Genomic DNA, 25,221 nt, shown 5'->3' with positions numbered 1-25,221 from the left:
ACGAAGGGTGCACGACCTTCCGTTCACTCCTCCTGGTGGTCGGCCCAGACGTACGCCCCCGGCAGAAGGGCCGACACCGGCACGGTGCGCAGCTCCGGCCCCCGCCCGACGATGACCCCCACCTCGGGGAAGTAGTCCAGCAGCACCTGCCGGCACCGCCCGCACGGCGGGATCACCCCGCGTTCCCGGTCGCCCACGGCCACCACGGTGGTGAGCTCGTACGCCCCCTGGCCGGCCGCCGCGCCGATGAGCACCAGCTCGGCACACGGCCCGCCGGTGAAGTGGTAGGCGTTCAGCGCGGTGACGATCCGCCCGTCGGCATTGCGGCCCGCGGCCGCCACGGTGTGGTTGTCGCCCCGCGCGTACCGTCGAGCGACCTCCAGGGCCGCCTCCACGAGTTCCTCGTCCACGGTCGTCCGGTCGCTGGTGGTGGACATCGTCGCTGCACCTCTCCGATTGCGTCCGACGGGTCCGGTCCCGTCCGACGGGCCTCGATCATCTCAGTGCACCGCCGCCAGCAGCTCCCGCGTGTACTCGGTGTGCGGCGCCTCGAACAACCGGTCCCGGTCGGTGGACTCGACCAGCCGGCCCCGGTGCATCACCGCCACCCGGTCGCAGAAGTGCCGTACCACCGCGAGGTCGTGGGAGACGAACAGGAAGGCGACGCCGAGCCGTTCGCGCAGCTCCATCAGCAGGTTGAGCACCTGGGCCTGTACCGACACGTCGAGTGCGGAGACCGGCTCGTCGGCGATGATCAGGCGCGGCTGCGGGGCGAGCGCCCGGGCGATGCCGATCCGCTGGCGCTGTCCGCCGGAGAACTCGTGCGGGTAGCGGTCCAGGTGCCGGGCCTCCAGCCCGACCTGCTCCAGCAACTCGGCGGAGCGCTCCCGCCGTTCGGCCGGGCTCAGCGAGGTGTGCAGGCGCAGCGGGGTGTCCAGGGTCCGGGCGATGGTCCGGCGCGGGTTGAGCGAGGCGTACGGGTCCTGGAAGACCAGCTGGATCTCCCGGCTGAGCCGCTTGCGCAGCTCCCGGTCCGGCCGGGTGACGTCCTGCCCGTCGTACGACACCCGTCCGCCGGTGGGCCGTTGCAGCCCGGCCAGGACCCGTGAGGTGGTGGACTTGCCGGAGCCGGACTCGCCGACCAGCCCGAGCGTCTCGCCGGGGGCGATCCGCAGGCCGACCCCCTCGACCGCCCGGACCGGTTCGGCCCGCAGGCCGGGGAAGCGCCGGCGACCGGGGAAGTGCACGGACAGGTCCTCCACCTCGACCAGCCAGCGCTCGGGACGCCGGACGGTCCGCGGCCGGAACGTCCGGGACGGCGCCGGCTCGTCGACCGTCGGCAGGGCGGTGCCCGGTACCGAGTCCAGCCGGAGCGCCGCGCCCACCAGCGCCCGGGTGTACGGCTCGCGCGGTGCGGACAGCAGCTCGGCGGTCGGCGCGGACTCGATCCCGACCCCGCCGCGCAGCACCAGCGTGCGGTCCGTCGTCCCGGCGACCACGCCCAGGTCATGGCTGACCAGCAGCACCGCCGTCCCGTGCTCGCGCTGCAACTCGCCGAGCAGGTCCAGAACCTGCCGCTGGACGCGGGCGTCCAGGGCGGTGGTCGGCTCGTCCGCGATGATCAGCCGGGGGTCGTTCATCAGGGCCATCGCGATCATCACGCGCTGGCGCATGCCACCGGAGAACTGGTGCGGGAAGTCGCGGGACCTGGCCGCCGGGATGCCCACCCGGTCGAGCATCTCGCCCGCCCGCCGGCCAGCCTCGGCCCGGCCGGCGCCCGGGTGGTGCAGCCGGTACATCTCGGCGAGCTGGGCGCCCACACCGTGGAAGGGGCTGAGCGAGGTGAGCGCGTCCTGGAAGACCAGTGCGGCCGTCCCGCCCCGCACCCCGCGCAGCGCGGACTCCTCGGCGCCGACCACCTCCTGCCCGCCCAGCCGGATCGAGCCGGTGACGGTGGTGGTGCGCGGGTCGTGCAGGCCGAGGACGGCGAGCCCGACGGTCGACTTGCCGGAGCCCGACTCGCCCACCAGGCCAAGGACCTCACCCGGCGCGAGGTCGAACGACAGGCCCCGGACGGCGGTCACCGGCGCGCCGCCGCGCGGGTCGGCGAAGGCGACGGTCAGGTCGCGGACGCTCAGCACGGGCTCGACGCCCGTCTCCCCGGCGGCCTTCGCTGAGACGGTCTTCACGCCGTCCCCCGGAACAGTGGATCTCATCGACGGACTCCCCATCAGCTCAGCCGGACACGCGGGTCGAGCCAGGCGACCGCGAGGTCGGCCAGCGCGACGAACAGCACCATGAAGCAGGCGGCCAGCAGCACCGCGCCGACCACGGCGGGCAGGTCCTGCCCGCCGACGGCCTCCGCGGCGAACCGCCCGACCCCGTTCAGCCCGAACACCGTCTCAGTGATCACAGCCCCGCCGAGCAGCGCCCCGGCCTCCAGCCCGATCAGCTGCACCAGCGGTCCCGCGGCGCCGCGCGAGGTGTACTTGAGGTGGGCGCGCAGCCGTCCCAGGCCCTTGCCGCGGGCCGTGCGGACGTACTCCTCGTTCATCGTCTCCAGCAGCTGCGAGCGCGAGAGCCGGGCGAACACGGCCGAGTTGACGAAGCCGAGGACGAGCCAGGGGAGCAGCATCCCGCCCGCCCAGGCGGCCGGGTCGTCGGCCGGCGCGGTGTAGGAGGGCAGCGGCAGCAGCCCGGTGGAGTACACCAGCAGCCACTGCGCGACGTACCCGAGGAAGTAGATCTGCACGCTCGCGCCGACCAGGGTGAAGCCCGACAGCAGCCGGTCGGTCCGCCGCCCGTGCCGCAGCGCGGAGACGAACCCGGTGCCGAGGCCGAACACCAGCAGGACGGCGAGCGCCCCGGCGGTCAGCGAGAGGGTGACGGGCAGGTGGTCGGCGAGCGCCTCGGTGACCGGCTGGTGCAGCCGGTAGGAGTAGCCGAGGCACGGGGCGTCGCAGTGGATGGCCGAGCCGTCCACGTCGCCGATGTCCCGCCCGGCGACGACCCCGACCAGGTAGTCGGTGTACTGGGTGAGCAGCGGCTGGTCCAGGCCCATGCTCTGGCGGACCGCCGCGACCTGCCCGCTGTCGCAGCGCGGGCCGCAGGCGGCGCGGGCCGGGTCGGCGGGCGCGGCGTAGAAGAGGGCGAAGGCGGCGGCGGAGACCGCGACCAGGACCGCGAGGGCCTGGGCGGTCCGCCGCAGGACGAAGGAGAGCATGGCCGATCCGGGGTCGACGTGACGGGGGAGGCGTTAGAGGGGGACGGGCGGAAGGAGGGGACAGGTGGGAGAAGCGAAGAAGCGAAGAAGCGAAGAAGCGAGGACGAAGGGGCCCGCGCCCGTTCCACCGAGGAACCCGGGGCGGGAGCGGGCCCGGCCGTCAGGACTTCAGGTACAGCCAGGCCAGCGAGACCGTCCCGTAGATCGGGTGGATGAACGCCCCGCCGACGTTGCTGCCGCGCAGCTGGTTGACGGTCGGGTAGGCGAACGGCAGCACCGGCACGTCCTTCATCACGGTCTGCTCCAGCGCGTACAGCTCCTTGGCCTTGGCGCGCGGCTCGCCGATCTGGTTGATCCGGTCGATCTCCTTGTCGACCTCCGGGTTGCGGTAGCGCGCTGAGTTGATGTCGCTGCCGGCCCGGCCGTCGAAGGAGAACGGGACGAGGGTGGACGGGGTCGGCCAGTCGACCGAGCTGGTCTCCTCGAACAGGTCGTACGGGGAGTCGGCGCGGTGCACCTCGTCCAGGAAGGCCTTGGGGTCGACCGGCTTGGGCACGACGGTGATCCCGGCCTTGCCGAAGCCCTCGACCAGCACCTGCGCGACGCGCTGCCCGGTCGGGGTGTTCCGGTACGCGTAGGTCAGGCTGCCGGGCGCCTGCTTGGCCTTGGCGAGCGCGGCCTTCGCGGCCTCCGGGTCGCCCTCGGCTCTGGCCGGGTAGAGGTCGTACTTCTGGTAGTCGATCAGCGCGGGCGAGCTGAGCGTGGTGGCCAGCTCGCCGGTGCGGGCGCCGCCCTGGACCTGACGGGCCTGCTGGCGCGGGTAGGCCAGGTGCAGCGCCTTGCGGACCTCGACGTCCGGCACCCGCTCGTTGTTGATCATCAGCTGGGTGACGAAGGCGCCCTGCCGGCCGGAGACGACCAGTTCCCCGGCCTTCGGATCGCTGTCGGTGGTCTGGTACAGCTCGGCGGAGAGGATGTCGGACGCGGTGGTGGCGTTGGCGCCGCCGTCCCGGCCGGAGAGGATCTCCTGGTTGAGGTTGAGCGCCTCCTTGCCGTACGTGAAGACGAACTTCTCCGGGTACTGGCTGCGGATCGGGTCGGTCTCGGGCTTCCAGGCGGGGTTGCGCTCCAGCACCATGCGGGTGTTCTGGACGTGCTCGACGATCCGGTACGGGCCGGTCGCGAACGGCAGGCGGTCGTAGTCCGTCCCGGTGTCCTTGTCCCGGCGCACCGGCGAGGAGGAGGACTGCGCGGCCATGTACGGCACGTCGGCCTGCGGCTGCGGGAAGTGGAAGACGATGGTGCGTTCGTCCGGCGTCTCGATCGCGTCCAGGTCGCCGGCCTGCGGGCCCGCGTACTTGGCGCGCGCCGCCTCGTAGCTCGCCTCGCCGGTGAGCCACTGCGGCCAGTACGGCGGGCCGACCTCGTAGCCCTTGCCGAAGGTGCGCTCGATGCCGTACTTGACGTCCCCGGCGGTGATCGGCTGACCGTCCTCCCATGCGACGCCCGCCTTGAGCCGGTACGTCCAGGTGCGCCCGCCGTCGGTCGGGGTGCCGGTGTCGGTGGCCAGGTCGCCGACCAGCTTGGCCTTGCCGTCCACGACCTGGTACTGGGTCAGCTGGCGGCCCCAGAGCAGCGAGGCGTTGTAGGTGGCACCCGCGTAGACCTTCTGCGGGTCGAGGTGGCGGAACTCGACGCTGTTGTACACGTTCACCGTGCCGCCGGCGCGGGCGCCGGGGACGGCCGGGGCCGGGCCGGCGCTCTCCTGCTCGCTGCCGAGCACGGCGGTCAGCGGGGACGTCTCCTTGGCGGAGGCCCCGGCAGCACCGCCGGATCCCGCGGTGCTGCCCGCGCCGGCCGAGCAGGAGGTCGCCAGCAGGACGGTGGCGACGACGGCGAGGGACGATCTGGTCCAGCGCATGGCGAATCTCTCCTTGTCCCGGCGGATCGTGCCGGGACGGGCTCGGTTGAACGAAAGAGGGGCGAATGGAAGAGGGGATCGAAAGGGGGAACGGAAGGGAGCGGACGAGGGGCTTCAGCGGGCGGCGCCCGGTGAGAGCCTTCAGCGGGCGCCGCCGACGCGCGGGTCCAGCGCGTCCCGGACGGCGTCGCCGAGCAGGTTGAAGGCGATGACGAACAGCAGCAGCGCCACCCCGGGGAACACCATGTAGGTGGGGTCGGCCCGGAAGACCTCGGAGCCGCGCGCGATCATCCGCCCCCAGTCCGGGACCGGCTCGGTGACGCCGACGCCGAGGAAGGACAGCGCGGCCTCGGACGCGACGAACGTCGGGACCGCCATGGTGGCGTGCACCAGCAGCTGCGAGCGGACATTCGGCAGCAGTTCGTGGACGACGACATGGAACCGGCTCGCACCCTGGGCCCGCGCGGACTGCACGAAATCCCTTTCCCGGAGCGAGCGGACGGTGGCCCGCAGGGAAAGCGCGAGCGGAATCCAGCCGAACGCCGAGAAAACCAGGACCAGCACCAGGAACTGCATCCACTCCGGTTCCGCGGTGCCCGGGTCGACCAGCCGGGACTGGATCACCGGGCTGAGCGCGAGCAGCAGGAGCAGCGTGGGAAAGGCCAGCAGCACATTGGCGAGGAATCCGAACAGCCGGTCCGTGACCCCGCCGAGGTAGCCCACCGCGACACCGGCGAGCACCCCCAGCGTGGTGGTCACCGCGGCGGCCGCGAAGGCGATCAGCAGCGAGGTGCGCATGCCGTACAGCAGCTGGGTGAACACGTCCCGGCCGAGACCGGGTTCCAGGCCGAACCAGAAGTCCCCGGAGATGCCGCCGTTCGGCAGCATTGGCAGGCCACCATCGCTGAGCAGGCCGGGAACGTTCTGGCCGTAGTGGTCGACCGGGTTCTTCCCGTACAGCGCCGCGACCAGCGGGGCGCCGAGGGCGAGCAGCAGGAACAGCACCACCACCGCCAGGGCGGCGGCGCCGACCCGGTCCCGCAGGATCCGGCGGAGCGGCCCGGGGGCTGCGGGCGCGCGGCCTGCCGCCGTGGTCGGGGTGGTGTCCGCGCCGGTGCTTGGGCCGGTGTCGACCACTGCCATGAGGCGTAACCCCCGAATTCTCCGCCGCCCCATGGGTGAGGGTGCGCTGGTGTGCATTTCCGGTGCGGCCTCCGGAGGTTTCCCGAAAGCCGTTCGGGCGACATTTGATCGGATGCGTCCGAGGTTCCGCAAATCACCTCCGGGGCTCGTTCGAGCCATTCCTGCGGAACTGTTTCGGGAAATGTGGCGGCTTCATTTCGCCGAAACACCGGCGTTGCAATAGAACGGATAAAGCGGGACAAAACGGACTGCCCGTTCCGCATTCTGAGACCTCCGCCACAGTCCCTCGGGGGTTGATACGATCCCGGTGGGCCGCAACTGGCGCGTAGGGATGGAATCAACCATCGGGAAGCGGCCCCGTGAACCCTCACGTGAAGTTGCCGAGCGCCTGGGCCCCCGCAATCCCCACCAGGAGACCGCCATGGCCCAGCAGCCCCACACCACCGCCTCCGCCGCGGCCGACACCGCCTTCCGCAGCGCCCTCGACGTGGTCGCCGGCGTCGAACCGAGGATCGCCGCCGCCATCGGACAGGAACTCGCGGACCAGCGCGACTCGCTCAAGCTGATCGCCAGCGAGAACTACGCCTCCCCGGCCGTCCTGCTCACCATGGGCAACTGGCTCAGCGACAAGTACGCCGAGGGAACCGTCGGCCGCCGCTTCTACGCGGGCTGCCGCAACGTCGACACCGTCGAGAGCATCGCCGCCGAGCACGCCCGCGAGCTGTTCGGCGCCGACCACGCCTACGTCCAGCCGCACTCCGGCATCGACGCCAACCTCACCGCCTTCTGGGCCGTCCTCTCCCAGCGGGTCGAGAGCCCGGCCCTGGAGCGCGCCGCGGTGCGCAACGTCAACGACCTCACCGACGAGGACTGGGCGCGACTGCGCCAGGAGCTCGGCAACCAGCGGATGCTCGGCATGTCCCTGGACACCGGCGGCCACCTCACCCACGGCTTCCGGCCCAACATCTCGGGCAAGATGTTCGAGCAGCGCAGCTACGGCACCGACCCGGCCACCGGCCTGATCGACTACGACGCGCTGCGCGAGACCGCCCGCGAGTTCCGCCCGCTGATCATCGTGGCAGGCTACTCCGCCTACCCGCGGCTGGTGGACTTCCGCAGGATGCGCGAGATCGCGGACGAGGTCGGCGCGACCCTCATGGTCGACATGGCGCACTTCGCCGGCCTGGTCGCGGGCAAGGTGCTGACCGGTGACCACGACCCGGTCCCGTACGCCCACATCGTCACCACCACCACCCACAAGTCCCTGCGCGGACCGCGCGGCGGCATGGTGCTGTGCCAGTCCGAACTGGCCGAGCACGTCGACCGCGGCTGCCCGCTGGTGCTCGGCGGCCCGCTCTCGCACGTCATGGCCGCCAAGGCGGTCGCCCTCGCGGAGGCCCGCCGCCCCGAGTTCCAGGCGTACGCCCGCGCCGTCGTCGCCAACGCCCGGGCGCTGGCCGAGGGCCTGCTGCGCCGCGGCGGCAAGCTGGTCACCGGGGGCACCGACAACCACCTGGTCCTCGCCGACGTCTCCGGCTACGGCCTGACCGGCCGCCAGGCCGAGGCGGCCCTGCTCGACTCGGGCATCGTCACCAACCGCAACTCCGTCCCGCAGGACCCGAACGGCGCCTGGTACACCTCGGGCGTCCGCCTCGGCACCCCGGCCCTCACCACCCGCGGCCTCGGCACCGCGGAGATGGACGAGATCGCCGACCTGATCCACACCGTCCTGACCGCCACCACCCCCACCACCACCGCCAAGGGCTCCCCGTCCAAGGCCGCCTACACCCTGGACGCCGCCCTCCGCGACGCCACCGCCAAGCGCGCCGCCGACCTGCTCACCCCGTACCCGCTCTACCCGGGCGTCGACCTGGCCTGACGGCGAACGACAGGCGGCGGACGGCCTGCAGAAGACAGCCGACAGCGAACAGATGACAGATTTCGAAATCTGTCATCTGTTCGCTGAAAGTCGTCGGCTGAAGGCCGTCAGCCGTCAGCCATCAGCTGCCGGCCGTGAGCTGCCGGCCGTGAGCGGGCCTCAGGTCACCGCAGCCGGACCAACGAGGCCCAGACGTCATCGCCGACCTGGGTGCCGTCGGGCAGCGCCAGTCGGTCGACCTGGCGGAAGAAGTCGATTCCGGCGTCCCGCGACGAGTGCCCGCCCAGCGCGGGCACGACCCGGTCCCGGACGGCGGCGTACGCCTCGGTGTCGGTCGCCGCGGCCTCGAACCACGCGCAGATGGCGGTGACCGCCCGGGGCTCGAACTGCGGGTCCGCCAGGAGGTCCCGCAGGCCTTCGTCGATCTCGGTACGAGCCTTCTCGTTGGCCGTACCGAGCAGCCAGGGCCACGGGCCGTCGAACTGCCCCATCAGCGCCAGCATGGCGATCTTCCCGGATCGGGCGGCCTTCTTCTCGCGCCAGCGCAGCACCTCGGAGAGCAGCAGGTTCCGTCCCTCCTCCCGGTGGCCGAGACGACGGAAGATGGCCAGGACACTGCCGAGGAGGGACTGGTCCCTCGAAGTCGAGGCGACCCGGCGCAGCCGCGTCATCGCCTTGCGGTGCCCCCTGCCCCCCGGGTCCTCGGCGCTCAGGACGCGCTCCGCCACGTCGACCACCACGGACTGCGTCCCGTGGCGGCGGTCGTCGGCCCAGTCGTAGAGCCGGGCCCACGCGGCCCGCTCCATCCCCGCGTCCTCGAGCACGCGAGCCATGACGGCCGCGCACATGTCCGACCGCCCGGACTCGTGGGCGGTGTCGCGGATCTCGGTCAGAACCGTCGGCGCCCCGTGCCGGGCGGCCAGCGTGGTCAGGGCTGCGACGCTCTTGTCCGCCTCGCCCCGCTCGGCCGGGGCGGTCGCGATCAGCCACTCCAGCAGGACGGACCGCATGTCCTCGTAGTTGTCCCAGACGTACGTGAGGACGGCCTGGCCGTAGCCAGGACGACTGAGCGAGACGATGTCCTGGGAACTCACCGTCGCGTGCAGCGCGGTGAGCCGCTGCCGCAGTCCGCGTCCGGCGAAGACCTGACCGAGGTTCGTCGGAGCGTGCGTCCGGTCCTTCTTGGCGATCAACTCCTCCAAGGCGCGGGCGTCCCGCGAGATCCTGGCGGCCGGCGCGACCCGGTGGAGGGCGAGGGAGAGCAACAGGCAGCGGTCGGGCAGGGACAGCGCACCACCGCTGTCGCCGCCGTGTGCGAAGACGCCGTCCAACTCGGTGCGCCAGTCGCCGAGGGCGTTCTCGACGCTCGTGCGGAGTTCGGGATGGCAGGCGTCGTCGCCCGCCTCACCGGGCCGACCGAGTCCCTCCTCGATCCAGCCGGCCTCCTCCGGGTGGTCGCGCTTGAACTCCAGCCACTGTTCGGCCACGGCGCCGGCCGCGCGCACCGCCTCCACCGCGTTGCGCAGGGACGACAGATGGACCCGGGCGGTGTCCGACCGGAGGTACGGCACGAGCCAGGACATGCCGGCCGCCGTCAGATGGCGCGCCGCGACCGCGTACGGCTCCGGCGGGGAGCGGAGCTCAACCACCCGGACCCCGGGCGCGACGGGCCAGGTCCGCTGTTCGGTCCACAGATCCGCCGCGATGTTGAGGACCCAGAGCGATCGGGCCTGCCGCAGCATCGGGACGCTTCCGGCGACGTCGTCGAGGAACGTCGTCGACGGTCGGTCGGTCTGCGGGTCCTTGAGGTCCAACTGGTAGGCCCGTCCGGGATCCCGGCGGATCCTCGAGACCCTCGGGCGCGGTCCGTCCGGTTCGAGTTCGACGAGTTCCATCTCGTCCGGCGCGTGGCTCGCCAGCAGGTGGTGGACGAAGGTGGTCGAGCCGTAGCCGCGCGGGGCCACCACGATGATCACCCGTACCCCGGGGTCCGCCAGCGCGTCGACCAGCTGCGTTCGGACGGTGTTCCAGGTGGACGGGAGGGCGAACGTCCGGGATTCGAGCAGCTTGGTGCGGTCCAGCGTCCTGGCCTCGAGGAAGTCCTGACGGATCTCCTGGTACATCCTGTCGACCTGGCCGACGGCGATCCCGACGTCCGCCATGAACGTCAACGAGGGCGCAGCGCGCTCCGGCGTGACGGGTTTCCTGGTGGTACCGGCCGGACCGGTGCGGACCGGCGCGGGCAGGAAGGCCTGAATCCGCTCCAAGTCGTCCATGGTCATGCGAAGTTGACGCCCCCCATGTTCAGGGTCTCGACTGATCCGACGGCTGTGCCGACGTTGCCGTTGAAGGTGAGCTGCGGACCGGCCGTGGGGCTCGGTGCGGGCTCCACGGCAGGCTCCTCCCGGCCGAGGGCCGCCTTGACCGTCGCGGGCGCGAGCCGCGGTACGTGGACCCACGCGGCGCGCTGGAACCGCTTCTTCGGCACGGCCGCCGAGACGTCCAGGAAGTCCCGCTCGGACAGCGTGCGGGTGCGCCCGGCGGCGACGGCCCGCCGGTGGACCTCGTCCGAGACGATCGCCGCGACGAACGAGTCGTGTTCCGCGGCCACCCCGGCCGCGGCGCGGACCTCGTCACTGTCCACCAGACGGCACGCGTCGTTGACGGCATCGCCCCGGTGGTCGGGGGAGAGCGGGCCGAGGTGGACGCTCAGCCGGGTCCGCAGGACCGGCTCGTGGGCGCGTCGCTCCCGGTTGTGGCGGTGCAACGCGTCCTCCAGGAGCGCGATGCCCGGGTCGACCAGCCGCACGACCTTCGCGGCGGGCACGATCCTGATCCAGCCGTCCCCCGTATCGCTGCCCCGGCGTTCGTCGGCCCAGAGAGCGGCCAGGCCGATGCGGGTGAAGGTCTCGGCGACGGCGGCGTCCAGTGCGGCCCGAAGGCCGGGCATCGCGGTCTCCGGCACCTTGCTGTAGCCGACGATGTCGACCACGAGGATGGCGAGGTCGGGCGGGAGGTCGTCCCAGTCGACGGGGGCGGGGAGCATGTCTGTCTGTCCTCCTGGTGCGGGTGCGGGTGCGGGTGCGGGTGCGAGCGGGGCGCCGGGGCCGGAGTCCGCGCGCTCGGCAGCGATCATGCCTCCGAGCGGGCGGTCGGTGCTGCCCAACGGATGGCAGGACGGAAGTGAGCTGCGCCACTGCGCGGCCGACGTCCGCGGTCCTACCGCTCCGCGGCGTGCGCGCGCAGCGACGGCAAGTCGGTCACCGTCACACCGCCGCCCGGAGCCGTGGTCAGCCAGCCGTGCCGGCTCCACTCCGCCAAGACCTTGCCGACGGCGTTGCGCGAGGCGCCGATGAGCCTGGCGAGGTCCTCCTGCGGCAGCCGGATCCGGGACGGGCCGCCGGAGGCCGCCGGGCCGGAGAGCCGCATGAGGAGACCGGACAGCCGGAGCGCCACGGATCCGGTCGCGAGTTCCAGCCTGGTCTGGTCGGCCTCGCGGAGCCGGCTGTAGGAGTGCCTGAGCAAAGGTCGCAGCAGGCCGTGCGATTCGACGAAGTCCGTGAAGTCCACGGCCGGGACCACGCGAACCCGGCAGGGTTCGAGGGTCCGTACGGTCGCGCTGCGCACGCCCTCCGCCAACACCGACATCTCGCCGAGGAGTTCGCCGTCGCCGCGGACCGCGAGCAGCTGCTCACTGCCGAGCGGGCCGTCGGCGGTCACCATCACACTGCCGGTCTCCAGGAGCACGACGCAGGTGGCCGGTTCGTCCTGCCGCAGCAGGGTGGCGCGGGACGCGCGGTGGCGCACCGGCGCCAACTGTTGGAGGAGCGCCCACTTCTCGTCACTCAGGAACTCTCGGTGTGACTCCTGCACGTGGCGCCTCCGGTGGCCGGGTCCGCGGTCGGCGGACTGCCGGTTCGCCGGCCGGACACTGTGATCCGCTCAGTGTGCCGCAAGAACCAGAACCGCGGCCAGTGTGCCCAACACCAGCCCGCAGGACAGCAGATCGACCGCACGCCGAAGGAGGCGGTACTTCCGCAGGACCAGCCGGGAAAGCTCCACCAAACGCTGCGCGTGCGCCGTCGCGAGATCCCCGGAACTCCGCTCCGAGAATGACTCGACCAACTGTTCCGGCGTCAAACTGGCGAATTCCAGATAGGACAGGGCACGGTGGCCCTCGTGGCGGAGCTGGGGCCTGGCGGCCGCCAGCGACAGGGCGAGCGAGCCGACCAGGAGGGCGATGACGCCCAGGAGCGTCGCCTTGGCCAGCGGGGAGAGCGGAGGCAGCGTGCTGCTCAGCGCGGTCGCCATGGTGATGCCTCCGACGGCCGCGGCTCCGATGCCGGTGGCCTTGGCGTCGCTCCGTTGCAGCTCTGCCAGGACCTCCTGGGTGGACGACGCCAGCCGGCCCGGGGCCTGAGGGCCGGTCGGACCGGTGGCAAGGGGGCGGATCGCTCGCATGACGGGGCCTTCCCTCGGTTGACGGGTCTCGGTGGCCCCAGTGTCCGCGCGATCCGCGTTCCGTACTGCCCAGTGGATGGCCGATCCGCCGAGACGTGGGTCACCCTCCCATGCCGGGAAGGGCCCGTCGGTGCGCGGCGAACGGACGGCGACGCACAGCTGACGACGAACAGAGAACAGCGAACGGCGAACAGCGAACGGCGAACAGATGGCAGATTTCAAAATCTGTCATCTGTTCGCCGAAGGCCGTCAGTCCCGCTAGTACTGCAGGGACTTGTACTGGAGGAACTCCTCCAGCCCGTGGCGGCCCAGCTCCCGGCCGAGGCCCGAGCTCTTGTAGCCGCCGAAGGGGGCGAGCGGGTTGAAGCGGCCGCCGTTGAGGTCGACCTGGCCGGTGTCGAGGCGGCGGGCGAAGACGGCGGCGGTGTCGGTGTCGCGGGCCCAGACGCCCCCGGACAGGCCGTACGGGGTGCCGTTGGCGAGTTCGGCGGCGTGGTCCTCGTCGCGGTAGCGCATGATCGCCAGGACGGGGCCGAAGACCTCCTCCTGGGCCACCGTCATCTCCGGGGTCACGTCGGCGAGCACCGTCGGGTGGACGTAGTAGCCCGCGGGCAGGTCGGCGACCGGCTCCGAACCGCCGACGACCAGCCGGGCGCCCTCGGCCAGCGCGCCGTCGATGTAGCCGCGAACCCGGGCCAGCTGCCTGGCGTTGACCAGCGGGCCCATCCGGGTCTGCGGGTCGGTCGGGTCGCCCGGCCGGTACTGGGCGGCGACCTCCGCGGCCCGGGCGACCGCCTCCTCGTACTGGTCCTGGTGAACCAGCAGCCGGGTCAGCGCGCTGCAGGTCTGGCCCGAGTTGGCGAAGACGTTGGCGACGTTCGCCTTGACCGCGCGGGCCAGGTCGGCACCGGGCAGCACCACGTTGGCCGACTTGCCGCCCAGCTCCAGGGAGACCCGCTTCAGCCCCCGGCCGGCCGTCTCGGCGACCTGCCGGCCGACGGCGGTGGAGCCGGTGAACGAGACCAGGTCCACCTCCCGGTGCCCGACGAGCGCCGCGCCCGCCACCGCGCCGGTGCCGGTCACCAGGTTGAAGGCGCCCGCCGGGAACCCGGCCTCGTGCACCAGCCGGGCGAACAGCCGGGCCACCAGCGGGGTGTCCTCGGCCGGCTTGAGGACCACCGGGCAGCCGGCCGCCAGCGCCGGGACGGCCTTGGCCACGATCTGGTGCAGCGGGTAGTTCCACGGCGTGATCGCCGCGACCACCCCGGCCGGCTCGGCGTGCACCACGGAGTTGCCGATCCGCTCCTCGAAGGGGTGCTCGGCGAGCAGGGACAGGTAGGAGGTCGCCACGGCGAGCGGCAGCCCTGCGTGCACGGCACCGGTGAAGCCGACCGGCGAGCCGAGCTCGGCGACGACCGTCTCGGTGATCTCGCCCTGCGCGGCGGCGATCCCGTCCCGCAGCCGGGTCAGCAGCGCCAGCCGCTCCTCGCGGGTGGTCGCGCCCCAGCCGCGGGCCGCCCGCCGGGCCGCCGTCACCGCCGCGTCGACGTCGATCACGCCGCCGGCCGGCACCGTGGCCAGCACCTGCTCGGTCGCCGGGTTCAGCACGGTGATGGACCCGGTGTCCCCGGAGGGCCGCCACTCGCCGTCGATGTACTGGTCGCCGTGCTCCGGATACTCCGCGTCCTGCCGCACCGATCGTCCCCTCATCAGCTCATCCACTCGACCCGCCTTGACTAGCAGCGCTAGTGGGAGGTCAGTCAATGCGGCGCGGGCGGCCGCGCGCAAGAGTCAATCCGGATCGGCGGACCGGACGGTTACCTCCGAGCGGACCGGACGGTTACCTCGGAGCGAACCGTGCGGTGTACTCGTCGAACGGCTCGATGCCCACCTCCGCCCGCCGCTCGTCCAGCCGCTCCGGCTCCTCGCACGGCCACGGCACCGGGCGGCCCTCCGCCACCGCGCCGATCTGCGTTCCGTAGCGCTGCTCCCGCCCCTCGTTGACCGCCAGCCGGTCCTCGAGGAAAGCCAGGTCGCGGGCGCTCGCCTCGCCCCGGGCGACGGCCTCGGCCATCAGCGCCGCCGCCCGCCGCTGGACGTCGAGCTGCCGGTCCGCGTGCTGCGCCACCAGCCAGGCCGCCCGGGCGGCCTCGGGGCCGACGGCCTGCTCGGTCGGCCAGCCGTGCGCCGTCATGATCTCCGCGAGCCGGTCCCCGTGCCGGACGGTGAGCCGCCGCCACGCCGCCTGCTCGGCCAGGTCGGGGCTGTTCGCGAACCGGGCGGCCGCGCCGTCCTCGGCCATCATCCCGGTCAGCTCCGCGGCCAGCCGCCCGGCCACTCCCTCGACCGCCCCCGCGCCTGTCCCCGCGCCTGCTCCCTCGACCGCCCGCGCGCCTGCCCCCTCGACAGGCTCCCCGCCCGGAGCCGCCCCCGCCTGGCCGTCCCGCCGCCGTACGTCCGCCATGCCGATCCGCTCCTCCGGCCCGGGCCCTCCCACCGAGGGCCGCCCGCCACCACGCTAGGCGCGGACATCGCGACGAAGATCATCCCCGAAGACGGTGACCCGGGGGTGCCGCCCGCGGCAGAATGGATCCACACCGGGAACGGAGCGCACCGCGCACCCTCCCCAGGGACGCCGAAGGGCCGGTCGGACGAATCCGACCGGCCCTTCACCGTGAGCCGGCGCGTTCATGCGCCCGCCCGTCTCCGCCTCAGACCCGCGAGGCCTCCGCGGCGTCGACCGGAGCGGCGCCCTCGGCCTGCGCGATCTCCTCGCGGACCGCGGCCAGCGAGGGGTTGGCCCAGGCGCTGGCGACGCCCCAGCGGTAGAACGCCAGCCCGATCGCGGCGACGATCAGCAGGTCCCAGCCCTCCGGCAGGTAGCCGTGCCCACCGAAGTCGGCGCTGCCCGCCCAGGAGACGCCGGCCATCACGAACAGGTACGCGACCATCCAGGCGCCCGCCTTCAGGTGCGGCTTCAGCTCGGCGAACGGCTTGCGCAGCTCGTACCAGGCCCAGATCGGCAGACCGGCGGCCATCAGCAGGATGACCTTGCCGGTGAGCGGCCAGCGGGCCCAGTAGAGCACCAGCGAGCCGAACACCATCGCGACCGGGGCGATCACCGGCATGGCGCGCAGCCGCACCGGCCGGGGCAGGTCGGGGGCCAGGCGGCGCAGCGCCATCACGGCGACCGGGCCGGTGATGTACGAGATCACGGTGGCCACCGAGACGATCTCGGCCAGCGAGCCCCAGCCGCGGAAGACGGCGAGGAACATGAAGGCGACCACCAGGTTGAGCACCAGCGCCGGGCGCGGGATGCCGGTCTTGGCGTCGACCCGGCCGAAGACCTTCGGCAGGTGGCCGTTCTCCTGCACGCCGTGGATCATGCGCGAGGTGGTGGCGGCGTAGATCATGCCGGTGCCGGAGGGCGAGATGAAGGCGTCCGCGTACAGCGTGATCGCCAGCCAGTTGAGGCCCCAGGCGATGGCCAGGTCGGCCAGCGGCGAGGTGTAGGCGAGGTTGCTCCAGCCGTTCGCCAGGTCGCCGCCCGGGATGGCGCCGAGGAAGGCGATCTGCAGCGCGACGTAGATCACCAGGGCGATCAGGATCGAGCCGATGACGGCCTTCGGCAGCGACTTGCCGGGGTTGCGGGCCTCGCCGGCCATGTTGAGCGGGGACTGGAAGCCGTTGAAGGCCCAGACGATCCCGGAGACCGCGACGGCGGTGAACACCGCGCTCCAGCCGTTCGGCGCGAAGCCGCCGTGGTCGGTGAAGTGCGAGGTGTCGAAGTGCGCGAAGAGCAGCGCGCCGGCGGTCAGCGTCGGCACGACGACCTTGAAGACGGTGATCGCGGTGTTGGTCTTGGCGAACAGCGTGATCGCGAACCAGTTGAGGGCGAAGTAGACGAGCAGCAGCACGCTGGCGAGTGCCACGCCGCTGAGGGTCAACTCCTTGCCGTCGTACAACCCCTTCGCCCAGCCGAAGTCCCAGGAGCTCATGTACTGGACGGAGGCGGTGGCCTCACCCGGGATGACCGAGACGATGGCGATCCAGTTGGCCCAGGCGGCCAGGTAGCCGGCCAGCGAGCCGTGCGAGTACTGGCCGTACCGGACCATGCCGCCGGCCTTGGGGAACATCGAGCCCAGCTCGCTGTAGGTGAGCGCGATGGTCAGCGCCACCGCGGCGCCGATCACCCAGGCGAGGATCGAGGCGGGTCCGGCGAGCTTGGCGGCCCGCTCGGCACCGAACAACCAGCCGGATCCGATGATCGATCCCAGCCCGACCGCGGTCAGGCTGATCGTGCCGAGCGATCGGCGGTAGTTCTGGTGTGATGCCGTCGACGATTCGGGCTCACTCAACGTATCGGTCCTCTCGCTCGTGGTTCATCGGGTGGTGTCGTGTTTTTGCGATTTTGAGCCGGTATTTCAGCAAACGGAGAGCAGCCTATGTCCGAAAACGGGCGAAAACCTCAGAGGAAGCTCAGACCGTCCGATTGTTGCCATCTCGTGTCCGGCTTCCCGGGTCGGTGCGGACCGGCGAGGAGACGGACGCCACAACGCCCGGAAGGGGGCGGCGGTGGCCGGGAATGATGATCGGGCCGGCCCGACGAAATGGGGCGGGCCGGAAAAACGAAATTCCCCGTGGAGCCTCTCGGCTTCCACGGGGAATTTCGGCTGTGTCCGAGGGGGGACTTGAACCCCCACGCCCGATAAAGGGCACTAGCACCTCAAGCTAGCGCGTCTGCCATTCCGCCACCCGGACCGGGTGTGTGCTTCGGGGGCTCTTTCCTCGCCCCCTCGGCGACAAAGAGAACATTACCAGGGTTCTGGAGTGCTCCTCACCAGCGCTTCCTCGGGGCCACCCCGCCGGACGCCCCGGTGGGGGGCAACGGGGGCCGCGACGCCCGCCCCGCCACCGCCCGCCCCGCCACCGCCCGCCCCGCCACGGTCCGCCCCGCATCACCCGCCCCACACCACCGGCCCCGCAGGACACCCGCCCCGCACGGCGCCCGCACAGGTTGGTACGCCCGGCCAACACGCTCGAATCCGGATCGAACCGGTGGTGTCCGCGAAGCAACCGGTCGACTCCCGTCCCGTCCGCGGTCGGTTGAGGCCGGAACCGATCCGACACGGGCAACTTGTCGACGGTGCCACGGCCGTGGCGGCGGCTCTCCTAGCCTCTGTGGACCGAGGGCGCCATGAAGCGGATCGCCTGATTCCCGGGTCGCGGACGAAGGGCGGCTGGACGTGGAGCAGATCAGCGGAGCGGCGAAGGCCGAACCGAGACGCGGTGGGCGGGCGGAGGGCTCCGGCGGGACCCGGGCCTCCGCGGGCCCCGCCGAGGGCGTGTGGCGCTTCCCTGCGCCCGCCACCGAGGCCTCGGTGCCGGTGACCCGGCACGCGGTGCGCGACCGCCTGCTGGCGCAGGGCCTGAACGGGGTGCGCTACCAGGAGCTGGTGGACGACCTGCTGCTGATCGTCTCGGAGCTGGTGAGCAACGCGGTGACGCACGCCGCCGAGCTGTCGCCCGAGGTGGTCACCGAGCTGTCGGTGCACCGGGCCTGGGTGCGCGTGTCGGTCGCGGACGGCGATCCGTACCGGCCGAAGGCGCTGGAGAACGACACCGGAAGCACCGGCGGGCGCGGCCTGCTGCTGGTGAAGAGCGTCACCCTGCAGGCCGGCGGGGTGTGCGACGTCGAACACACGGGGGAGGGCGGCAAGGTCATCTGGGCCTCGCTGCCCGTCCCCCCGGAGCCCGGACACTGACCGGCCGGACGGCGGACCAGGCCGCCGACCGGAGCGGCCGGGCCGTCCACCGCGGGGGCCGGGCCGTCCACCGCGGCGGCCCCAGCCGCCGGACGGCTACCGGACGACTACCAGTCCCTCCCGGCGATCTCCCGGATGCCCGGCAGCGCGGCCTCGAAGACCGTCTCGAACCAGACCGAGAACGGCCGCTCCGCCCGCAGCTCCCGCAGTTCCTGCGCGGTCACGAAGGCGACGTCGTCCACCTCCTCCGGGGCCGGCTCGACCGGAGCGGTGACCAGTCCCACGAACAGGTGGTTCCACTCCCGCTCGATCAGCCCGGACGCCTCGTCCGGCAGGTCGTAGCGGACGGTGCCCGCCTCGCACAGCAGCGCCGGTGCGACGCCCAGTTCCTCGGCGGTGCGCCGGGCGGCGGCGACGAACGGCGGCTCGTCCGGGTACGGGTGGCCGCAGCAGGTGTTCGACCAGACGCCGGGGGAGTGGTACTTGCCCAGTGCCCGGCGCTGGAGCAGCAGCCGGCCCTGGCGGTCGAACAGGAAGACCGAGAAGGCCCGGTGCAGCCGGCCCGGCTGCTGGTGGGCCCAGAGCTTCTCGCCGGTGCCGATGGTGACGCCCTCGTCGTCGACCAGTTCCAGCAGGATCTCGGCGCCGGCCGGGGCGGAGCCGGCGGCCCGGGCGTCGACCGTCACATCGGTCTCCACGTCGAGACCGGTGTCGATGTCGGCGGCGAAGTGCGTCGGGTCGGTCGGCAGACTCTGGGGCATGGGGCCTCTTTCGGGAGCGGGAGCAACGGGAGCATCGGGCGTCTCCGACGCACCGGGTGGTGTGCGGCGGACACAGCTTGGGCACCGGCGCCGACGTCGGGGTCCAGTCTGCCGTATGGGTGGCACTCGGCAGGGGTACCACGCACAACCGGACGGATCATGACCTGGAGGCGTCGGAAACCGGCCGGAGAAGGGCCCGGGAAGTCTCTGTAAGGGTCAGGGATTCGCAGAACCGTCCTATGTGCGTTCGGAGTCCGTTCGACCGTTCCGCGGCGTCCCTCAGCGCGCCCCGGGCGGGGCGCAGCGGTCCCCCGGCCGCCCCGCCACTGCTCCGTCCGCCGCCCCGCCCGCCCTCCTGCGGGCCGTCCGGCCTGCGGTCCGGGCCCGCGGGCGCGTTCTGGCCGGTCGCCCTGGTCGCCTACCATCACATACGACACGGTGCCCGGATCTGTGCCGGCACCGGCGCGCCGCCGCCCGGCCCGGTCGAACACCGGCTCGAGGACCAATGGCGCCGCCCTCCGGCACGGCCTTCCGGGCACAGCACGACGGATCAGGAGACCCGCATGATCGGCCTCGTTCTGGCAGCCGGCGCCGGCCGCCGACTGCGCCCGTACACCGACACCCTGCCCAAGGCGCTGGTGCCGGTCGACGGGGAGCGGACCGTCCTGGACCTCACGCTCGGCAACTTCGCCGAGGTCGGACTGAGCGACGCCGCGATCGTCGTCGGCTACCGCAAGGAGGCGGTGTACGACCGCAAGGACGCCCTGGAGAGCAAGTACGGCGTCAAGCTCCACCTGGTCGAGAACGACAAGGCCGAGGAGTGGAACAACGCGTACTCGCTCTGGTGCGCCCGCGAGCTGTTCGCCGAGGGCCTGCTGCTCGCCAACGGCGACACCGTCCACCCGGCCTCCGTCCAGCGCACCATGCTGGAGGGCAACCGGCGACTGACCGAGGCCGGCACCGCCCCCGGCATCCTGCTCGCCCTCGACACGGTCAAGAAGCTCGCCGACGAGGAGATGAAGGTCGTCGTCGACCCGGCCTCCGGGATGCGCCGGATCACCAAGCTGATGGAGCCGGCCGAGGCGACCGGCGAGTACATCGGCGTCACCGTGATCAACCCGTCCGCCGCCGCCGACCTCACCGACGCGCTGCGCGCCACCTACGAGCGCGACCCTCAGCTGTACTACGAGGACGGCTACCAGGAGATGGTGAACCGCGGCCTGCGGATCGACGTGCAGCCGATCGGCGAGGTCTCCTGGGTCGAGGTGGACAACCACGACGACCTGGCGAAGGCGCGGGAGATCGCGTGCCGGTACTGACCCGACTGGTCCCGTCGCCGCTGTTCGTCGAGATCCGCCCGGGCGCGCTGGACGCGCTCGGCGGCATCCTCGCGGACCAGCGGCTGTCGGCCTCGGGCCGGATCGCGGTCGCGATCAGCAACGGCTCCGGCTCGGCCATGCGCCGCCGCCTGGAGCCGGCCCTGCCCGGCGCCGACTGGTACAACGTGGACGACGGCAGCCTGGACAGCGCGGTGCGGCTGGCCGAGGCGATGCGCGGCGGGCACTACGACGCGATCGTCGGCCTCGGCGGCGGCAAGATCATCGACGCCGCCAAGTACGCCGCGGCCCGGGTCGGCCTGCCGCTGGTCGCGGTGGCCACCAACCTGGCCCACGACGGCATCTGCTCGCCGGTCTCCACCCTGGACAACGACGCCGGCCGCGGCTCCTACGGGGTGCCCAGCCCGATCGGCATCGTGGTCGACCTGGACGTGATCCGGCAGGCCCCGCAGCGCTTCGTGGCGGCCGGCGTGGGCGACGTCGTCTCCAACATCTCCGCGTGCGCGGACTGGGAGCTGTCACACGCGGTGACCGGCGAGCCGGTGGACGGGCTGGCCGTGGCGATGGCCCGCTCGGCGGGCGAGAACCTGCTGCGACATCCGGGGAGCACCCGGGACCAGGACCTCCTGACGGCGCTGGCCGAGGCCCTGGTACTGTCCGGCATCGCGATGAACATCGCGGGCAGCACCCGGCCCTCGTCGGGTGCCTGCCACGAGATCTCGCATGCCCTGGACGTGCTGTACCCCAAGCGGTCCGCCCAGCACGGCGAGCAGGTCGGCCTCGGCGCCGCCTTCGCCAGCTTCCTGCGGGGCGAGCGCGAGCTGACCGGTCTGATCGTGGAGCGCCTGGCGAGCCACGGACTGCCGGTGACCGCCGCTCAGATCGGCTTCAGCGAGGCGGAGTTCACCGAAGCGGTGCACTACGCTCCGAACACCCGACCGGGGCGCTTCACCATCCTCGAACACCTCGACCTCTCCCCTTCCGCAATCAGGGACGCGTACGCCGACTATGTCCAAGCCGTCAACAGCTGACCCCTCCACCGCGGGCGCCGGGCGTCCCCCGGTGGACCTGACCCGCCGGCCCTCGATCGAGGAGCTGCGCGCGGTGATCCACCCGGAGGGCATGCTCCAGCGCCGCAGCGCCGAGCACTGGGCCGGACGCCTGTACATGCGGAAGATCTCGCTGCGGATCACCCGCGTGCTGTCCACCATGACGGCGATCACGCCCAACGGCCTGACGTACCTGATGATGTTCACCGGCATCCTGGCCGGTGCCGCGCTGGTCGTGCCGGGCGTCGCGGGCGCCGTCCTGGGCGCCCTGCTGATCCAGGTCTACCTGCTGCTGGACTGCGTGGACGGCGAGGTGGCCCGCTGGCGCCGGCAGACCTCGCTCACCGGCGTCTACCTGGACCGGGTCGGCCACTACATGTCCGAGGCGGCGCTGCTGACCGGCCTCGGCCTGCGTGCCACCGACCTGCTGCACCGCGAGGGGGCCGGCTCGCACTGGGAGTGGGCCTTCCTCGGCACGCTGGCCGCGCTCGGCGCGATCCTGATCAAGTCCGAGACCGACCTGGTGGACGTGGCCCGGGCCCGCAGCGGCCTGACGGCCGTCGAGGACAGCGCCTCGGTGCCGCGCTCGTCCTCCGTCGCCAAGGCCCGCCGGGCGGCCTCCTTCCTGAAGTTCCACCGCCTGGTCGGCGCGGTCGAGGCCTCGCTGTTCATCCTGGCCGCCGGCGTCGCCGACGCCGTGCACGGCGGACTCCTCTTCACCCGGCTCGCGGTGGTCGTCCTGGCGGCGATCGCGATGCTCCAGACCGTGCTGCACCTGCTGAGCATCGTCCTCTCCAGCAGGCTCCGGTGAACGCGCGGACGGCCGCGGACGACTTCCGCCTCGGCGCCGTGATCATCACCATGGGCAACCGGCCCGCCGAGCTCAACGCCCTGATCGAAGCCGTCCGCGCCCAGGAGGGCCCGGCGGTCGAGCTGGCCGTGGTCGGCCAGGGCGTGACGCTGCCCCCGCTGCCGGAGGGCGTGCGCAGCGTCGAGCTGCCGGAGAACCTCGGCATCCCGGGCGGGCGCAACGTCGGCATCGAGCTGTTCGGCCGGGACGGCGCGGAGGTCGACGCCGTCCTCTTCCTGGACGACGACGGGAACCTGCCGCGCACCGACTCGGCCCGCCTGCTGCGCGAGGCCTTCACCGCCGATCCGGAGCTGGGCATCGTCTCCTTCCGGATCGCCGACCCGGACACCGGGGTCACCCAGCGCCGCCACGTCCCCCGGCTGCGCGCCAGCGACCCGCTGCGCTCGTCCCGGGTGACGACGTTCCTGGGCGGCGCGAGCGCGGTGCGCTGCAAGGTGTTCGAGCAGGCCGGGCAGCTGCCCGCCGAGTTCTTCTACGCCCACGAGGAGACCGACCTCGCGTGGCGCGCGCTGGACGCCGGCTGGGCCATCGACTACCGGGCGGACGTGGTTCTGCACCATCCCACGACCTCGCCCGCCCGTCACGCGAGCTACTTCCACAACGTGGCCCGCAACCGGGTCTGGCTCGCGAGGCGGAACCTTCCGGCCCTGTTGGTGCCTCTCTATCTGGGAACCTGGTTCCTGCTGACCCTGGCCCGCCGCCCCTCCCCGGAGGCGCTGAAGGCCTGGTGGGGCGGATTCCGGGCGGGCTGGCGCGAACCCTGTGGTCCGCGGCGGCCCATGCGGTGGCGTACCGTCTGGCGACTGACCAGGCTGGGCCGACCACCGATCATCTGATCGCATCTGATGACATATGCATCGAATGATCGATCGCTGCGGCCGGTGTCCCCACACCGGCCGGCTCTCCCGAGACCCCAGTGGATCCCCATCGGTGCAGACCGGCGGACCCCGCCGACCGGCCGCCCCGACCGATCCCGCGTGAAGGACGAATGTGTCGACAGTGAGTGAACCCGTCAGCCTCTCGGCCCCCAGGGGGGCGGACGCGGGCCTGACCCCCAAGCAGCTTGCGGACAAGTACGGTCTGAAGGTGAGCGGCGCCCGTCCCGGCCTGTTCGCCTACTCCAAGCAGCTCTGGGCCCGGCGCCACTTCATCTGGGCCTTCGCCACCGCCCGCCTGGTGGCCCAGTACACCAACGCCAAGCTCGGCCAGCTGTGGCAGGTGGTGACCCCGCTGCTCAACTGCGCGGTGTTCTACCTGGTCTTCGGCGTGATCCTGGCGGGCAAGCAGGGCTTCCCGGACAACACCTACATCGCCTGGCTCTGCATCGGCGTGTTCGTCTTCCAGTTCACCCAGAACGCGGTGCAGACCGGCACCCGGGCGATCTCCGACAGCCTCGGGCTGATCCGGGCGCTGCACTTCCCCCGGGCCAGCCTCCCGATCGCCTTCACCGTGATCCAGCTCCAGCAGCTGCTGATCTCCATGGTGGTCCTGGTCGTCACCGTGCTCGCCGCCGGCGTCACCCCGGGCCGGACCTGGCTGCTGATCATCCCGGCGCTGCTCCTGCAGACGCTCTTCAACACCGGCATCTCCCTGGTGATGGCCCGGATCGGCTCCAAGACCAGCGACATCTCCCAGCTCATCCCGTTCGTGATGCGCGCCTGGATGTTCCTGTCCGGTGTGATGTTCAGCATCCAGGACAAGATCACCCACTGGCCGCACTACATCCAGACGCTGATGTCGGCGAACCCGGCGTCGGTCTACATGGACCTGCTGCGGCACGCCTTCGCGCCGGTCATCTACAACCCGCACCAGCCGGTGCACCAGACCCTCCCGCCGCACCAGTGGGCGTACGGCATCGCCTGGGGCGTGGGCATGTTCGTCGTCGGATACGTCTTCTTCTGGAAGGCAGAGGAGGAGTACGGCCGTGGCTGACATCGACCTGAGCACGAGCGCCGCCGTTGCGGACGCGGACGTGGCCCGCGAGCCCACCGTCGTCGTCGACGACGTGCACATCGTCTACAAGGTGCACGGCGCCGGCTCCGGCAAGGGCAGCGCCACCTCGGCGCTGAGCCGCATCATCAGCCGCAAGCGCGCCTCCGGCGTGCGCGAGGTGCACGCGGTCAGGGGCATCAGCTTCACCGCGTACAAGGGCGAGGCGATCGGTCTGATCGGCTCCAACGGCTCCGGCAAGTCGACCATGCTGGCCGCCATCGCGGGCCTGCTGCCGACGGAGAAGGGCGGCATCTACACCAACGGCCAGCCCTCGCTGCTGGGCGTCAACGCCGCGCTGATGAACGAGCTCACCGGTGAGCGCAACGTCATCCTCGGCTGCCTGGCGATGGGCATGACCCCGGCCCAGGTGAAGGCGCGCTACCAGGACATCGTCGACTTCTCGGGCATCAACGACAAGGGCGACTTCATCTCCCTGCCGATGCGCACCTACTCCTCCGGCATGGGCGCCCGGCTGCGCTTCTCGATCGCCGCCGCCAAGACCCACGACGTGCTGCTGATCGACGAGGCCCTCGCCACCGGCGACCAGGCCTTCCAGCAGCGCAGCAAGCGGCGGATCGACGAGCTGCGCGCGTCCGCCGGTACGGTCTTCCTGGTCAGCCACGACAACAACTCGATCCGCGAGGTCTGCGAGCGGACCATATGGATCGAGGCCGGCGAGCTGGTCATGGACGGGCCGACCGAGGAGGTCGTCCAGCGCTACGAGCGCGGCGAGCGGCCGTAGCTCCGGCACTCCCGCAGGGGCCGGTCCCGGATCCTCCGGGGCCGGCCCTTCGTCCTGCGCGCCCCTCGCGCGCCCTC

At 72.1% G+C, this 25,221-nt stretch carries 21 protein-coding genes, 1 tRNA gene and 1 riboswitch; of the genes, 8 read left to right on the top strand and 14 right to left on the bottom strand.

From position 1 onward, the window contains the following. Positions 1-23 precede the first annotated feature (23 nt). From ACWDBB_RS08105 to ACWDBB_RS08085, 5 genes are all read right to left on the bottom strand, one after another. On the bottom strand, positions 24-437 hold the full coding sequence (locus ACWDBB_RS08105; RefSeq protein ID WP_402408488.1) for a cytidine deaminase family protein: 414 nt from the start codon (positions 435-437) through the stop codon (positions 24-26). A gap of 63 nt (positions 438-500) precedes the next feature. After that, positions 501-2,216 (bottom strand): dipeptide ABC transporter ATP-binding protein, encoded by a 1,716-nt coding sequence (locus ACWDBB_RS08100; RefSeq protein WP_449788767.1) that lies wholly within the window; start codon positions 2,214-2,216, stop codon positions 501-503. Positions 2,217-2,230: 14 nt separating this feature from the next. Next, on the bottom strand, positions 2,231-3,223 hold the full coding sequence (locus tag ACWDBB_RS08095) for an ABC transporter permease (RefSeq protein WP_449788766.1): 993 nt from the start codon (positions 3,221-3,223) through the stop codon (positions 2,231-2,233). Positions 3,224-3,383: 160 nt separating this feature from the next. Further along, positions 3,384-5,144: an ABC transporter substrate-binding protein gene (locus ACWDBB_RS08090; protein ID WP_449788765.1), complete on the bottom strand. Its 1,761-nt coding sequence runs from the start codon at positions 5,142-5,144 to the stop codon at positions 3,384-3,386. Positions 5,145-5,285: 141 nt separating this feature from the next. Then, positions 5,286-6,287, bottom strand: a complete 1,002-nt coding sequence (locus ACWDBB_RS08085; protein ID WP_449788764.1) for an ABC transporter permease — start codon at positions 6,285-6,287, stop codon at positions 5,286-5,288. A gap of 304 nt (positions 6,288-6,591) precedes the next feature. Then, a riboswitch (ZMP/ZTP riboswitch) is annotated at positions 6,592-6,688 on the top strand. A 20-nt stretch (positions 6,689-6,708) separates the two neighbouring features. Between ACWDBB_RS08085 and ACWDBB_RS08080 the strand changes: the two genes are divergently transcribed. Beyond that, positions 6,709-8,166 carry a glycine hydroxymethyltransferase gene (locus ACWDBB_RS08080; RefSeq protein ID WP_449788763.1) on the top strand — a complete coding sequence of 486 codons (1,458 nt, stop codon included), beginning with the start codon at positions 6,709-6,711 and terminating at the stop codon, positions 8,164-8,166. A 164-nt stretch (positions 8,167-8,330) separates the two neighbouring features. On the opposite strand, the gene ACWDBB_RS08075 is transcribed toward ACWDBB_RS08080, so the two are convergent. The 8 genes from ACWDBB_RS08075 to ACWDBB_RS08040 form a co-directional block, all read right to left on the bottom strand. Then, on the bottom strand, positions 8,331-10,448 hold the full coding sequence (locus ACWDBB_RS08075) for a hypothetical protein (protein WP_449788762.1): 2,118 nt from the start codon (positions 10,446-10,448) through the stop codon (positions 8,331-8,333). Beyond that, on the bottom strand, positions 10,445-11,212 hold the full coding sequence (locus tag ACWDBB_RS08070) for a hypothetical protein (protein WP_449788761.1): 768 nt from the start codon (positions 11,210-11,212) through the stop codon (positions 10,445-10,447). The genes ACWDBB_RS08075 and ACWDBB_RS08070 overlap by 4 nt, the downstream gene beginning before the upstream one ends. 173 nt (positions 11,213-11,385) lie before the next feature. Then, positions 11,386-12,039: a Crp/Fnr family transcriptional regulator gene (locus ACWDBB_RS08065; RefSeq protein ID WP_449788760.1), complete on the bottom strand. Its 654-nt coding sequence runs from the start codon at positions 12,037-12,039 to the stop codon at positions 11,386-11,388. A 69-nt stretch (positions 12,040-12,108) separates the two neighbouring features. Continuing rightward, positions 12,109-12,627 carry a Pycsar system effector family protein gene (locus tag ACWDBB_RS08060; RefSeq protein ID WP_449788759.1) on the bottom strand — a complete coding sequence of 173 codons (519 nt, stop codon included), beginning with the start codon at positions 12,625-12,627 and terminating at the stop codon, positions 12,109-12,111. Positions 12,628-12,885: 258 nt separating this feature from the next. Beyond that, on the bottom strand, positions 12,886-14,337 hold the full coding sequence (locus ACWDBB_RS08055) for an aldehyde dehydrogenase family protein (protein WP_449788758.1): 1,452 nt from the start codon (positions 14,335-14,337) through the stop codon (positions 12,886-12,888). A gap of 130 nt (positions 14,338-14,467) precedes the next feature. Further along, the gene (locus tag ACWDBB_RS08050) at positions 14,468-14,932 is read right to left on the bottom strand and encodes a DUF6624 domain-containing protein (RefSeq protein ID WP_449788881.1); all 465 of its coding nucleotides are present in this window, start codon (positions 14,930-14,932) and stop codon (positions 14,468-14,470) included. 406 nt (positions 14,933-15,338) lie between these two features. Continuing rightward, positions 15,339-16,985, bottom strand: coding sequence for an APC family permease (locus ACWDBB_RS08045; protein WP_449788757.1), 1,647 nt, complete (start codon positions 16,983-16,985; stop codon positions 15,339-15,341). Positions 16,986-17,303: 318 nt separating this feature from the next. Continuing rightward, positions 17,304-17,388, bottom strand: a tRNA-Leu gene (locus ACWDBB_RS08040). A 479-nt stretch (positions 17,389-17,867) separates the two neighbouring features. On the opposite strand from ACWDBB_RS08040, the gene ACWDBB_RS08035 reads away from it, so the two are divergent. Then, positions 17,868-18,392, top strand: coding sequence for an ATP-binding protein (locus ACWDBB_RS08035; protein WP_449788880.1), 525 nt, complete (start codon positions 17,868-17,870; stop codon positions 18,390-18,392). Positions 18,393-18,499: 107 nt separating this feature from the next. Here the strand turns inward: ACWDBB_RS08035 and idi are convergent, their stop codons facing one another. Further along, the gene (idi, locus tag ACWDBB_RS08030) at positions 18,500-19,153 is read right to left on the bottom strand and encodes an isopentenyl-diphosphate Delta-isomerase (RefSeq protein WP_449788756.1); all 654 of its coding nucleotides are present in this window, start codon (positions 19,151-19,153) and stop codon (positions 18,500-18,502) included. A 563-nt stretch (positions 19,154-19,716) separates the two neighbouring features. Here idi and ACWDBB_RS08025 point away from each other — a divergent pair. The 6 genes from ACWDBB_RS08025 to ACWDBB_RS08000 all read left to right on the top strand — a co-directional run bounded on the left by ACWDBB_RS08025 (position 19,717) and on the right by ACWDBB_RS08000 (position 25,144). Then, positions 19,717-20,472, top strand: coding sequence for a phosphocholine cytidylyltransferase family protein (locus tag ACWDBB_RS08025; protein ID WP_449788755.1), 756 nt, complete (start codon positions 19,717-19,719; stop codon positions 20,470-20,472). Beyond that, positions 20,460-21,521: an iron-containing alcohol dehydrogenase family protein gene (locus tag ACWDBB_RS08020; RefSeq protein WP_449788754.1), complete on the top strand. Its 1,062-nt coding sequence runs from the start codon at positions 20,460-20,462 to the stop codon at positions 21,519-21,521. Before ACWDBB_RS08025 ends, ACWDBB_RS08020 begins: the two co-directional genes overlap by 13 nt. 91 nt (positions 21,522-21,612) lie before the next feature. After that, positions 21,613-22,350 (top strand): CDP-alcohol phosphatidyltransferase family protein, encoded by a 738-nt coding sequence (locus tag ACWDBB_RS08015; protein ID WP_392875814.1) that lies wholly within the window; start codon positions 21,613-21,615, stop codon positions 22,348-22,350. A gap of 50 nt (positions 22,351-22,400) precedes the next feature. Continuing rightward, the gene (locus ACWDBB_RS08010) at positions 22,401-23,246 is read left to right on the top strand and encodes a glycosyltransferase family 2 protein (RefSeq protein WP_449788879.1); all 846 of its coding nucleotides are present in this window, start codon (positions 22,401-22,403) and stop codon (positions 23,244-23,246) included. 154 nt (positions 23,247-23,400) lie between these two features. After that, on the top strand, positions 23,401-24,342 hold the full coding sequence (locus ACWDBB_RS08005) for an ABC transporter permease (RefSeq protein ID WP_449788753.1): 942 nt from the start codon (positions 23,401-23,403) through the stop codon (positions 24,340-24,342). Then, the gene (locus ACWDBB_RS08000; protein ID WP_449788752.1) at positions 24,335-25,144 is read left to right on the top strand and encodes an ABC transporter ATP-binding protein; all 810 of its coding nucleotides are present in this window, start codon (positions 24,335-24,337) and stop codon (positions 25,142-25,144) included. Before ACWDBB_RS08005 ends, ACWDBB_RS08000 begins: the two co-directional genes overlap by 8 nt. Positions 25,145-25,221 lie beyond the last annotated feature (77 nt).

Source organism: Kitasatospora sp. NPDC001095 (assembly GCF_053598615.1).
Note: the sequence above shows the minus strand (reverse complement) of the source record. Positions and strands in the feature narration are given on the sequence as shown.

Bases quoted from the DNA above. Each gene is read 5' to 3' on its own strand.
- idi (WP_449788756.1), bottom strand. From the start codon at position 19,153: ATGCCCCAGAGTCTGCCGACCGACCCGACGCACTTCGCCGCCGACATC.
- ACWDBB_RS08015 (WP_392875814.1), top strand. From the start codon at position 21,613: ATGCTCCAGCGCCGCAGCGCCGAGCACTGGGCCGGACGCCTGTACATG.
- ACWDBB_RS08075 (WP_449788762.1), bottom strand. From the start codon at position 10,448: ATGACCATGGACGACTTGGAGCGGATTCAGGCCTTCCTGCCCGCGCCG.
- ACWDBB_RS08105 (WP_402408488.1), bottom strand. From the start codon at position 437: ATGTCCACCACCAGCGACCGGACGACCGTGGACGAGGAACTCGTGGAG.
- ACWDBB_RS08050 (WP_449788881.1), bottom strand. From the start codon at position 14,932: ATGATGGCCGAGGACGGCGCGGCCGCCCGGTTCGCGAACAGCCCCGAC.
- ACWDBB_RS08025 (WP_449788755.1), top strand. From the start codon at position 19,717: ATGATCGGCCTCGTTCTGGCAGCCGGCGCCGGCCGCCGACTGCGCCCG.
- ACWDBB_RS08080 (WP_449788763.1), top strand. From the start codon at position 6,709: ATGGCCCAGCAGCCCCACACCACCGCCTCCGCCGCGGCCGACACCGCC.
- ACWDBB_RS08095 (WP_449788766.1), bottom strand. From the start codon at position 3,223: ATGCTCTCCTTCGTCCTGCGGCGGACCGCCCAGGCCCTCGCGGTCCTG.
- ACWDBB_RS08085 (WP_449788764.1), bottom strand. From the start codon at position 6,287: ATGGCAGTGGTCGACACCGGCCCAAGCACCGGCGCGGACACCACCCCG.
- ACWDBB_RS08010 (WP_449788879.1), top strand. From the start codon at position 22,401: ATGGGCAACCGGCCCGCCGAGCTCAACGCCCTGATCGAAGCCGTCCGC.
- ACWDBB_RS08060 (WP_449788759.1), bottom strand. From the start codon at position 12,627: ATGCGAGCGATCCGCCCCCTTGCCACCGGTCCGACCGGCCCTCAGGCC.
- ACWDBB_RS08055 (WP_449788758.1), bottom strand. From the start codon at position 14,337: ATGAGGGGACGATCGGTGCGGCAGGACGCGGAGTATCCGGAGCACGGC.
- ACWDBB_RS08070 (WP_449788761.1), bottom strand. From the start codon at position 11,212: ATGCTCCCCGCCCCCGTCGACTGGGACGACCTCCCGCCCGACCTCGCC.
- ACWDBB_RS08090 (WP_449788765.1), bottom strand. From the start codon at position 5,144: ATGCGCTGGACCAGATCGTCCCTCGCCGTCGTCGCCACCGTCCTGCTG.
- ACWDBB_RS08100 (WP_449788767.1), bottom strand. From the start codon at position 2,216: ATGAGATCCACTGTTCCGGGGGACGGCGTGAAGACCGTCTCAGCGAAG.